Below are 8,511 nucleotides of genomic sequence, written 5' to 3' on the forward strand. Positions count from 1 at the left end.
GATTCATATGCAGACAGTAATTTCGTATCCGTGGGTGTTAAGAAAAATATTTGTCTTTTTCCTCCTATCGGTGCTGTTTACATTTTGATGAATAGAGGAGCGATACAAAAGAGAGATTTTATATTTATTATTTGCTGCTATGAATATATCACTTTGGTTATTGCTTATGATTTTTGATTGGAGTATGTGGATGGTAGTAGGGCATTATTTGTTTGGAGCAGTTGTTATTGTTTTTTCGAATATGAATAAGAGCTAAGCCAGCAACCTTAAAGTTGCTGGTTTTTATTTTGCTATTTATAATGAAGAAACAAATTTTTAATAGAGAGTAGTGGGCGTTATGAGATGGAAAGAGGGAACGTTTGAAAAAATAGACACGAATAACTCATCTGTTGAGCAACTTATAAACACGTTTAAGGAACAAAACTTAATTGGTGGAGCAATAATAAGCTGTTTTAAAGTGCATAACGAAAATTTTTTAAAGAAATACCACATTCGAAAGATGGACATGAGCACTTCTTTAGAAGAATCTTCAACTCTTTAGATATAATCAATAACTTAGAAGAGTTAAAAATACATACATCAGACAAATATAAGTTTCGTTTTAAAGAGCAGCTGGCAGTTATGCTTGATGGTAGCATTGCTGCGCAAATTTTGTGGGGCGGAGCATATGAAGGGTTTAAGGAACGACCAGTTATCGCAAAACAATTAGCAGTCAATGTATGTCAATATATGTTCCAAAATCGATACGAAGATATTAAAGTGTTCGAAAGCTATCGCCCTTGGACAGATTGGTTTTACGATGTTGCGTGGGATGTTACTTGGATGGTGTTAGATAGTAGGGAACAGAAAATGTGGTTCATTTGTGCTACGGATACAGATTGATAGAAGAGGGACCTTGTAGGAATGCTGCAAGGCCCTTTATCTTTTGGGAATTAATAGAAAACGAATCATATAAATGCTATACTAAAAAATGTTTGTAATGTCAGTTTCATAATATTGTATGATGCTGACTTACTAGAAAAGATAAGAGGAGAATGAGCGTGCAAAAGATAAAGAGATTATTGCTATTAATGATGGTAGTAGGATTAACAGCAGGTGTTTTAGCAGGGTGTGCAAATCCGAAAGATACTACAGAAGAATTTTTAACAGCGATACAAAAAGGTGATGTAGAAAAGGCTCGTACATTTGTTGAGAGTGACAAGGAATTTAATAAGCTAAATGAAAAAACAGATGATGCTGAGGCAAAAGCAATGCTAAGTGCAATTACAAAGAACTTTAAATTTGAAAAGCTAGAAGAAGTATCGAAAAAGGATGACAAAGCAGAAGTGAAAGTGAAAATTACATCTGCTGATCTATCCGTTGCTGTAACAAAAGCAGTGGGAGAAGTTATGCCAATGGCCTTCGCTAGCGCATTTAGTGAAGACAAAGAACAATCTGAAAAAGCAATCGAAAAAACAATGACCTCAACTATCATCAAAAACTTAACGGATAAAGATGCAGCAATGGCAACTCGCGAAGTTACATTGAACTTAAAGAAAGACAAAGATGGCGACTATAAAATCGTTGCTGACGATAACTTGAAAGAAGTATTGTTTGCAAATGCGAAATCTTTGGAGAAGATGTTTGGTGGGAAGTAATTGAATTAGATAAAAAAGAGACACTATATCACGTAGAAGGTTGATATGGTGTCTCTTTTTTATATGACCCCGGAGAGGCTCGAACTCACGACCTCCACCCTGTCAAGGTGGCGCTCTCCCTGCTGAGCTACGGGATCCCAACTATAAATGTTACCATCAGCAATGTGTTTTCATTTCATTCGTGTAATCGGAGGATTTGTATAATCTGTTGAATATTGTAACATTTGATGTATTCCTATAATAGCAACAAACTTTAGTAGTGTAAAGATGTAATTTTCTGAATATTATTATTCCAATTTTTATATAAAAAAATAAGCTCCGAAGAGCTTATTTTAATAATAATATTACCGCAATTATTAATGATATTATCAAAAATACAATCATAAATAATGGAGCTTGTTCATGAATTATCTTCCTGTAAGTGTCATTGAAGCTGTATAAATTGTATCTACAGAACCGTCAACATTTTTAATTTCAACTTTGTAACGATATTCCCCGTTTTCTGAAAGTTGTCCACCCCAACCAGTTGTATTGTAAAATTCTTCGTTTGTTCCAGCTGGTAATTCGGAGCCGAAATTGAAGTCAGTTTCATAGTAACCCCAGCCACTTGCCCATTTCTTTTCAATAGTTACACGATAGCGCACATCTTCAGCTCTATCATTTGTGATTTTTGCAATCATATTTTGGCCGTAGGTGTACTCTGTAGCGTGTACTTGAACTGTAACACCGTTCAACGTTTCGCTAGGACCACAAATATAACGACAGAACTCGCTTACTCCGTCAGCATGTGCTTTTGGTGTTTCAATGTTCATAACCGTTAAACCGCCTAAAGCTAATGCGCCAGTTAATAATACTTTACTAAATGCCTTCACTTGAAATTCCCCCTAAGTATATTCTCAATTCGTTCGATAGGCGTCACATTAAATAGTTTAATAAGATTAATCTAATCGAACACTTTTTTCCTCGAGTGCATTCGCTATGAATCTTTCATCTTGTAGTAATCTAATCCCTACATAAAATTTCATAGTTTTGATTCCATATATGTATCATGATTTACATAGAACAAATCTGTTAATACGTTTTGGTTATTTGCTTATTCCACTACTTTTTATTACCTTTTATTGGTAAAAAGTTGATTTTATTATATACCATTATTATCTATTTACAAGAAAAAATCATACTGTATGCAAAAATGCATAATAAAAAACACTACTTGTATTCTGTAATTCAGAATACAAGTAGTGTTGGGTTTCAATTAATATTTAATTGGAACTTAATGCTAACTTTTTATGTTTAACAGTATACAATATATCATCGTTAATTAAAGTCATAATTGATAAATCTTGTTCAGGGGACGCTCTTCCTGTTGAGCTATGGGATCTTTAAAAGAGAAAGTATAAGCGATTATGAGAGTAATGTATGAAGGGATAATGATGAGAAGCGAATTTAGTAGAAAGTAGTCTTTGGATGTAGAGGTTATATTATTTCCGATACCAATCCAAAGGACCTTCATCACTCAAATCAACAAGAAAAGGGAACAAGAAGTGTAAAGGTAAGCTTATAAGTTCTGGCATAGCGTTCACTGTTTTCTTTGATAGATATTGCCTCCCAAAACAATACGGACAATCTTTTTCAAATGCCAAGAGTATCGACCATACGTCTTTTACTTTCCACTTCGTTTTACAATACGTACAACGCGCCATTGAGTTCCTCCTTAGTTTAAGGTGTTTTCTAATATATTCTACTTTATTGTACGAAAGTCATTTGAATTTGATGTGGTAAAATGCAAAACAAGCCTAACCTCGTTCTACATTCAGGGAGGGGTTAAGCTTGTTTTAATTCCGTTCAAAGTCTCTTTGTATCAGGCTGTTTATACATTGCCTAGATAGCTTCGTGTTAAATTCGGGAGAATAATTTTTCCATCTTTACTGTATTTTTCGAATAGCTCTGATAGGAGAAAAATAAAATTTTTATACTGTTCGTCATTTTCTTTCGGAGCATAAGATGCTGATAAATTCCTTCCCAAAAACTCTTCATAATCAAAAAGTAAATCATTTTGATATTCTTTAAAATCATACTTTCCATCTTTAAAAAAGTTGTTAAATACTTCTGGAGTTTCATCTATTCCACCGCTAAAGCCTTTAAAGTTTGGACAGGTTTTCTGGCAAATTTCTGCATTCTCTTTAATAAGTGGACTAGTTAAATCTCTACTATTCCAAACAAGTGCAACATTTGCTTTTATGGATTGAAAACGAGAATATAGTTTTAACGATTGCTCAGCCATCTTTCTCATATCATCATTTGGCTCAACTCCAATAACATGTAAACCACTTTCAAGCAGCTGGTGGCTAAATATCCCCGTACCTGAACCAATATCAGCCACAATCCGATTCCCTTTCAGTTGGTTAGCTGAAAGCAAGTAATCAATATATTCATTAGGATAACTAGGGCGATATTTTGCATATATATTGGCCCTGTCAGTAAAATTTTCTGTTGTTTTCACAGTACTACCTTCTTTCTTACGATATGATGTACAGTAATAGAAATTAAATATGAATTCCGGCATCAGTCTCTAAGTCTACAACTTAAGAGTCCAGCTAAATAGAAAGCCTCAGTTTCTTTATTCAAATATCCTTTATCCGTTTAGTATACTATTTTAGATAATATCTTCCAAAAGACTATAATGGCTTACTCAATTATGTTTTAAAGTGTATATTTTTATGGATTTATTTAATAATTTATGAGCAATTGTATGCCGTATTACGTTTACGTAGGTAAGAGATTTTCATTTTTGCTATTTAAATTGGCCAATATATCCTTTTTACAATTTACTGAAAATCATGTATAACAGAGATACATGATTATTTTATCTCGCTATTTGCGGGCAGTAAGATCCCTTACCTCGAAATTCAGCAAAAGCAAAGAAGTTAGGTTGGGTCGGGATGGCCGTAAAAGTCCGATTCGTGAGGGTTGATTAAAGTTTCACTTTATAAATATTCAGAAGTAGAGGGAGAAAAGTTGTAATGGTAAGAAAAACGTTCAAGATGCGCGTGTCTAAAAATAGAACGATTTCGATTAATGGTTCGATTCTTGATGTAGATGTTACACATGATGAATTTTTACAAGAGTTTGTTGAGTGGGTCGATTCTAAAGGTTGGTCGTTTATGGGGATAACGGACGAGATTACGCCCGAGGAAGCTAGTCAAAAGTTAATAGATTCGTTGATTGATGAGAAGGATAAGAAAGAGTAATTCCTTCTTATTTTTATTGTATATTTATGTTCTTTATCGTAAAAATATGATATAGTAAAAAATAGTGAAAATTCTTCCAGTTTAATACAAATTACATATGATTGGTAGATTTATTATTTTGTTAGAGGAGTAAATGGAAAAGGGAGAGTCATATGGTAAATTTTAAGAAAATTTTGGTTTTTATTACAGTTATTTGTTTGTTTTTGTTGACACCTATGACATTGCGTGCTGAGACGAATATTGGAGTAAATCCAGAACAAGTTGCACCACCACCTGCAGAAGGACCGAATGTTTTTAGTCAGTTTGCAACGACAATTGATGCAAAAACAGGAGATGTTTTGTATGACAAAAACGCATATCACCGTGCATATCCTGCTAGTACGACGAAGGTGTTAACAGCGATTTTACTCATGGAGCATACAAAGCCAGAGGATCAATTTACATTTTCACAATTAGCATTAGATCAAGAGAAGAGTAATTATCAAATTGAGTTTCAACCTGGAGAGACAATTAATAGAAATACTGCGCTTATGATTTTAATGGTGCTGAGTGCGAATGATGTGTCGTATGCGATTGCGGAGCGGATTGGCGGGAGTGTTGAGAATTTCGCTAATATGATGAATGAGAAAGCGAAGCAATTAGGGGCGAAAGATAGCCACTTTGTAACACCGAATGGATTACATGATCCGAACCATTATACGACGCCGTATGATATGGCTATGATTACGAAGGGGGTGCAAAAGTATCCTGAAATTTTACAAGCGATGAATACGAAAAGAACGACAGTTACGACGTCTAGGCAGACGGTTTCTATTTTTAATAAATCTAATTTTTTTGAAAATCCATATAGCATTGGCGGTAAAACAGGGTTTACGAATGAAGCGCGTAATACACTTGTTTTATTAAATGAGAAAGATGGAAATCGTATTATAAGCGTAGTAATGGCTTCTCAAAGACCTGAAATTTATGAAGATTTGAAGCAGATGGCGGAATATTCTTTCGGTCAATTTACGAAGCAAATGGTGCTTGATAAACATAATTGGCATCAAAAAACAACATATTTAAATAAAGATGTTAATTCTGAGTTGGAACAAAGTGCAGAGCTTATGCTTAAGAAAGATGAAGGGAAAAATGTGAAAACTATTTTCCGGGCGGCTTCATTAGATAAAGAATCTTTATATCATAAAGGAATACATCGTGGTGAGGTAGTTGGTGCAGTTGATATTACGAAAAATAATCAAACAATTGCGACGGTAAATGTTCTTTCAACAGAAGATGTCACTTTTGCGATGCCTAAAAAAGATACAACTATGCCTGAAGTAAAAGACTCAAATATGAAAGTAATAAGTGTTGGGATAGGTGCGATTGTATTATTTGGAGCAATTTTATATGTAGTGTTGCGCCGAAATACAAAAGGAATGAAATCAGAAGGTAAATAAATTACTAATAAAAAGACTGTGTAAAATTTTTGCACAGTCTTTTTTATATATCTTAAATAACTAATAATTGTAAATTTTCTTATTGCAATAACTTGAAGTTCGTTATATCATTTACTTGTGTTCTTGTTAAAGAACACAATGGGTATTGCATACTTCAAATAATATAAAACAACGGAGAGGGAGAGAGACGATGAAATTAATATGGAAGATAATTAGCAACGCGATCTCATTTGTTTTATTTGCATTGATGGTTTTTTTAGCTTTTGTAGTTATTTCTTCAAAAGCAAGCGGTGGTGATCCGACAGTGATGGGATATCAATTTAAGAGCGTTCTTTCAGGATCAATGGAGCCGACGTTTTTAACAGGATCAATCATTGCAATAGAACCAAACAAAGATGGTTCTAAATATCAAAAAGGTGATGTTATTACCTTTAAAGAGAAAGATCAAAAAATTATCACTCACCGTATTATCGGTGTGAAAGATACAAATGGAAAAGTAATGTATGAAACAAAAGGGGATAACAACAACGGACCAGATTTAGAGCCAGTACTTGCAGAAAATGTAGTTGGAAAGTATGCAGATATTACAGTTCCATATGTTGGTTATTTACTGAATTATGCGAATTCGAAAGCAGGAGCAGCATTACTTCTTATTATTCCAGGAGTCTTTTTGCTTGGTTATTCCGCTATTTCTATTTTTGGTGCTATTCGTAGCATTGACGGAGAAAAGAAAGATAAAAAAGTAGAACAATCCGTCTAGTTCGTTTGGTTATACTTTCCGTTTAGGAAGTTAACAAATATATATTAAGGGGATATGGACATGACTTTAAAGAAAAAATTAGGAATGGGTATTACATCAGCAGTATTAGGAGCAGCTTTAGTTGGTGGAGGAACATTTGCATTTTTCAGTGATAAAGAAGTGTCAAACAATACATTTGCGGCTGGAACACTGGATTTAGCATTAAATCCATCAACAGTTGTTAACGTATCGAATTTAAAACCTGGGGATACAATTGAAAAAGAATTTAAACTAGAAAATAAAGGTTCTTTAGATATTAAAAAGGTTCTACTGAAAACAGATTATAATGTAGAAGATGTAAAGAAAGATAATAAAGATGATTTTGGTAAACATATTAAAGTAACATTCTTAAAAAATGTAGATAAGCATGAGACAATTGTGAAACAAACTACTTTAGATAAATTAAAAGGTGACACACTTACAGCTGTAGATAATGATTTATCGGCTTGGTTCTGGGATGAAAAAGGTATTTCAGCAGGTAAATCTGATAAATTCAAAGTGAAATTTGAGTTCGTTGATAATGGAAAAGATCAAAATCAATTCCAAGGCGATAAGTTACAATTAAATTGGACGTTTGATGCACAACAAACAGCAGGTGAAGAAAGATAATAATAAAAAGGGCTATCACATGGATAGCCCTTTTTCTATTTTTCTAGTATTTGTCTATCAATTTTAATAGTTCTTTACTATAATATAGATAATGTTCTGTATAAAGAACGTAATGTTCGATGGGAGAGATTAAGATGCTGAAAAGACCGCGTAATTTTAAAAAGATGCTTATATTGCCGTGTATGTGTTCTATTACGTTTTATTTAGGATCTCAAATTATGACGCATACAGAAGCGGCGTTCATTCATGAAACGAAAGTAGAAGCGACGCTTTCTACAGCAATTATATTTCCGAAAACAGTTAATACGTTAAAAGAGCAATCTGAAAAACATAAACAGTTTATTGAGCGTGAGTATGGAACGATGAAGGGGAAATCGGAAGCAACTTCTATTGAAGAAATAAAACAGGCGATTTCTGTATGGCAACAAGGGCGTGAGAAAATTGTTGCTGAGAAGGAAGCTCTGCAAAATGTATATACTGAAATAGAAGCTCCTTACAATCAAATACAAGAAGAATTAAAGGTAAATAAAGATGAGTCGATGCAGCAAGTGTCCGTATATGTAAATGAAGGCTTTCGCAGTATCAAAGAGAAGCGTGACTATATTGAGAAAGAAATTAGCTTGAAAGCTATTGATGAGCAAATTCAGGCTCTTCAGCAACAATTAAACGTTGCAATTGAAGCGGAAGGACAAAAGAAAGTAGAAGAACAAAAGAAAGCAGAGGAACAGAAGAAAGTAGAAGAACAAAAGAAAGCAGAGGAACAGAAGAAAGTAGAA

Annotated in this window: 9 protein-coding genes, 1 tRNA gene and 2 pseudogenes; 8 read left to right on the forward strand and 4 right to left on the reverse strand. The window is 33.7% G+C overall.

Annotated elements, in window-relative coordinates; all coding sequences use genetic code 11:
* Positions 1 to 7 precede the first annotated feature (7 nt).
* The 3 genes and pseudogenes from MR107_RS15105 to MR107_RS15115 all read left to right on the forward strand — a co-directional run bounded on the left by MR107_RS15105 (position 8) and on the right by MR107_RS15115 (position 1,637).
* Positions 8 to 256: pseudogene (locus MR107_RS15105) on the forward strand (hypothetical protein).
* Positions 257 to 337: 81 nt separating this feature from the next.
* Positions 338 to 882 (forward strand): annotated as a pseudogene (locus tag MR107_RS15110) (hypothetical protein).
* A 158-nt stretch (positions 883 to 1,040) separates the two neighbouring features.
* Positions 1,041 to 1,637 carry a DUF4878 domain-containing protein gene (locus MR107_RS15115; protein ID WP_001169495.1) on the forward strand — a complete coding sequence of 199 codons (597 nt, stop codon included), beginning with the start codon at positions 1,041 to 1,043 and terminating at the stop codon, positions 1,635 to 1,637.
* A gap of 64 nt (positions 1,638 to 1,701) precedes the next feature.
* Here the strand turns inward: MR107_RS15115 and MR107_RS15120 are convergent.
* From MR107_RS15120 to MR107_RS15135, 4 genes are all read right to left on the reverse strand, one after another.
* A tRNA-Val gene (locus tag MR107_RS15120) sits at positions 1,702 to 1,774 on the reverse strand.
* Positions 1,775 to 2,044: 270 nt separating this feature from the next.
* Positions 2,045 to 2,509, reverse strand: coding sequence for a hypothetical protein (locus tag MR107_RS15125; protein ID WP_234574390.1), 465 nt, complete (start codon positions 2,507 to 2,509; stop codon positions 2,045 to 2,047).
* 609 nt (positions 2,510 to 3,118) lie between these two features.
* The gene (locus tag MR107_RS15130) at positions 3,119 to 3,340 is read right to left on the reverse strand and encodes a hypothetical protein (RefSeq protein WP_000090211.1); all 222 of its coding nucleotides are present in this window, start codon (positions 3,338 to 3,340) and stop codon (positions 3,119 to 3,121) included.
* A gap of 167 nt (positions 3,341 to 3,507) precedes the next feature.
* Positions 3,508 to 4,140, reverse strand: a complete 633-nt coding sequence (locus tag MR107_RS15135; RefSeq protein WP_242292485.1) for a class I SAM-dependent methyltransferase — start codon at positions 4,138 to 4,140, stop codon at positions 3,508 to 3,510.
* Positions 4,141 to 4,660: 520 nt separating this feature from the next.
* Between MR107_RS15135 and MR107_RS15140 the strand changes: the two genes are divergently transcribed.
* The 5 genes from MR107_RS15140 to MR107_RS15160 form a co-directional block, all read left to right on the forward strand.
* A complete protein-coding gene (locus MR107_RS15140) occupies positions 4,661 to 4,888 on the forward strand; it encodes a hypothetical protein (RefSeq protein ID WP_000251856.1) in 228 nt (75 codons plus the stop codon).
* Positions 4,889 to 5,040: 152 nt separating this feature from the next.
* Positions 5,041 to 6,327, forward strand: a complete 1,287-nt coding sequence (locus tag MR107_RS15145; RefSeq protein ID WP_048534151.1) for a D-alanyl-D-alanine carboxypeptidase family protein — start codon at positions 5,041 to 5,043, stop codon at positions 6,325 to 6,327.
* Between the two features lie 190 nt (positions 6,328 to 6,517).
* Positions 6,518 to 7,087, forward strand: coding sequence for a signal peptidase I SipW (gene sipW / locus MR107_RS15150; RefSeq protein WP_000767792.1), 570 nt, complete (start codon positions 6,518 to 6,520; stop codon positions 7,085 to 7,087).
* Positions 7,088 to 7,147: 60 nt separating this feature from the next.
* Positions 7,148 to 7,735: a CalY family protein gene (locus tag MR107_RS15155; RefSeq protein ID WP_000172852.1), complete on the forward strand. Its 588-nt coding sequence runs from the start codon at positions 7,148 to 7,150 to the stop codon at positions 7,733 to 7,735.
* 119 nt (positions 7,736 to 7,854) lie between these two features.
* Positions 7,855 to 8,511: DUF4047 domain-containing protein (locus MR107_RS15160; RefSeq protein ID WP_242292486.1), on the forward strand; the 657-nt coding region annotated here is incomplete at its 3' end.

It is taken from the genome of Bacillus cereus group sp. BfR-BA-01441 (genome assembly GCF_022663075.1).
In the GTDB taxonomy this organism is placed as follows: domain Bacteria; phylum Bacillota; class Bacilli; order Bacillales; family Bacillaceae_G; genus Bacillus_A; species Bacillus_A cereus.

Excerpts from the sequence above, each read along its gene's own strand:
- MR107_RS15155 (WP_000172852.1), top strand. The coding sequence starts at position 7,148 with ATGACTTTAAAGAAAAAATTAGGAATGGGTATTACATCAGCAGTATTA.
- MR107_RS15145 (WP_048534151.1), top strand. The coding sequence starts at position 5,041 with ATGGTAAATTTTAAGAAAATTTTGGTTTTTATTACAGTTATTTGTTTG.
- MR107_RS15140 (WP_000251856.1), top strand. The coding sequence starts at position 4,661 with ATGGTAAGAAAAACGTTCAAGATGCGCGTGTCTAAAAATAGAACGATT.
- MR107_RS15130 (WP_000090211.1), bottom strand. The coding sequence starts at position 3,340 with ATGGCGCGTTGTACGTATTGTAAAACGAAGTGGAAAGTAAAAGACGTA.
- sipW (WP_000767792.1), top strand. The coding sequence starts at position 6,518 with ATGAAATTAATATGGAAGATAATTAGCAACGCGATCTCATTTGTTTTA.